This window comes from Oscillibacter sp. CU971 (genome assembly GCF_905219725.1).
Classification (GTDB): domain Bacteria; phylum Bacillota; class Clostridia; order Oscillospirales; family Oscillospiraceae; genus Oscillibacter.
Genome location: NZ_CAJMXG010000444.1, coordinates 1 through 1,619, shown reverse-complemented (window position 1 = coordinate 1,619; position 1,619 = coordinate 1). Strand labels below are relative to the sequence as shown.

3 protein-coding genes are annotated in these 1,619 nt (G+C 54.7%); 2 read left to right on the top strand and 1 reads right to left on the bottom strand.

The genetic code is table 11. The features are described 5' to 3' along the window. Positions 1-321 (bottom strand): helix-turn-helix domain-containing protein (locus JX325_RS16395; protein WP_204792102.1); only part of this gene is annotated, 321 nt, incomplete at its 3' end. Between the two features lie 132 nt (positions 322-453). Here JX325_RS16395 and JX325_RS16390 point away from each other — a divergent pair. Next, a complete protein-coding gene (locus JX325_RS16390) occupies positions 454-903 on the top strand; it encodes a hypothetical protein (protein WP_204792101.1) in 450 nt (149 codons plus the stop codon). Positions 904-1,044: 141 nt separating this feature from the next. Continuing rightward, a complete protein-coding gene (locus tag JX325_RS16385) occupies positions 1,045-1,602 on the top strand; it encodes an RNA polymerase sigma factor (protein ID WP_160573192.1) in 558 nt (185 codons plus the stop codon). Positions 1,603-1,619: the final 17 nt, after the last annotated feature.

The following is a 1,619-nucleotide window of genomic DNA, read 5'->3' as shown; positions in this document are numbered from 1 at the left end:
AAGGGAGGCTTTCAACGCAAGAACGGTGTCGGTGATCAGCTTGACTTCCTCCTCGCTGCAATCCGCTACCAGCTCCCCCAGCCAGCTGTCCCGCACAGGCCGGGCCTGCTCCACGTCCATGCACAGCAGCTCGTCCATAGAACAGCCCAGTGCGTTGACAATATCCACCATGACCTGAAGGCTGGGAATACTGTTGCCGGTCTCAATGTGGCTGATATGCGTGACCCCTACCCCAGCGGCCTCCGCCAGCTTCTCCTGCGTCAGTTTTTTCTCCAGGCGTACCGCACGAATGCGCAGCCCAACCGTTTTATAGTCAATCATACCGCAAGTATCCCCCGAATTTTTAGATACTTGTATTGTAAGTGCAACTTGGCTATGTTATAATAACCCGTAAGTGCAACAGACTTTATAAGCATAGTTGCGGAGAAAAATCTGACAAGGATATGGAGAAAAATGAGTACCTGCTTTTTCATTGGCCACCGGGACGCTCCGGACAGCATCCTCCCCTCCCTGTCCGCCGCGATAGAGGCACGCATCGTGGAGGACGGCGTGGATCAGTTTGTAGCCGGCAATTATGGACGGTTCGACTCACTGGCGGCACAGGCCGTCCGGAAGGCGAAGAAGCAGCACCCGGATATCCTGTTGTTTTATCTGCGGCCCTACCATCCAGCGGAGCGGCCCTTTACCCCCGCCGGTTTCGACGGCTCCTTTTATCCGCCAGGGATGGAGACAGTCCCGCGGAAGCTGGCAATCGTCCGGGCCAACCGATACATGGTGGACAACAGTCAGTTCCTCATCGCCTACGCCCGATACACGGTCAGCAATGCGTGGGAGCTGACCGAGTACGCCTGGAAAAGAGAGAAAAAGGGCCTGATTCATGTAGAAAATCTGGCGCAAGTATGAACTTCCCGCCACATTTTGCGTCTGATACAATAGACGTAAATAGCAGTTGAAATTTTTTTGAAAAATTGCTGTAAGGTTTTCTGGTTCTTTGCTGTCTTATAAGATGAAGGGACCTTCAAAAGGACAGAGAGGTGGGATCGCATGGAAGATCGCCAAATTGTAGAGCTGTACTGGCAGAAGAACGCGGACGCTATATCCGAGACATCCAGCAAATACGGGGCCTACTGCTTCACCATAGCGGATCACATTCTGAACAACGCGGAGGACTCCGAGGAGTGCGTCAACGACACCTGGCTCCACGCCTGGAACGCGATGCCGCCCCAAAAGCCCAACGTGCTTCGGATGTTCCTGGCAAAGATCACCCGCAATCTGTCCGTCAACCGCTTCAACGCCCGCAGCGCGGAGAAACGCGGCGGCGGGGAGATCATTCTTGTTCTGGATGAACTGGCGGACTGTCTGGCCGGCGGGACGGATGCGGAGGCGGCATACGAGGTCAAGGAGCTGGAGGAGTGTATCCGGCGCTTCGTCCGGGGCCTGCCGGAGCGGGACGGGAATGTGTTTGTGCGCCGGTACTTTTTCACGGAGCCGGTGTCCTCTATTGCCAGACAGTACGGTCTGATGGAGAACCATGTTGCAGTGATCCTCAGCCGAACCCGAAAGAAACTCAAGGTCAAACTTGCAAAGGAGGGGTATTTATGAGGAGCATAGACCTATAC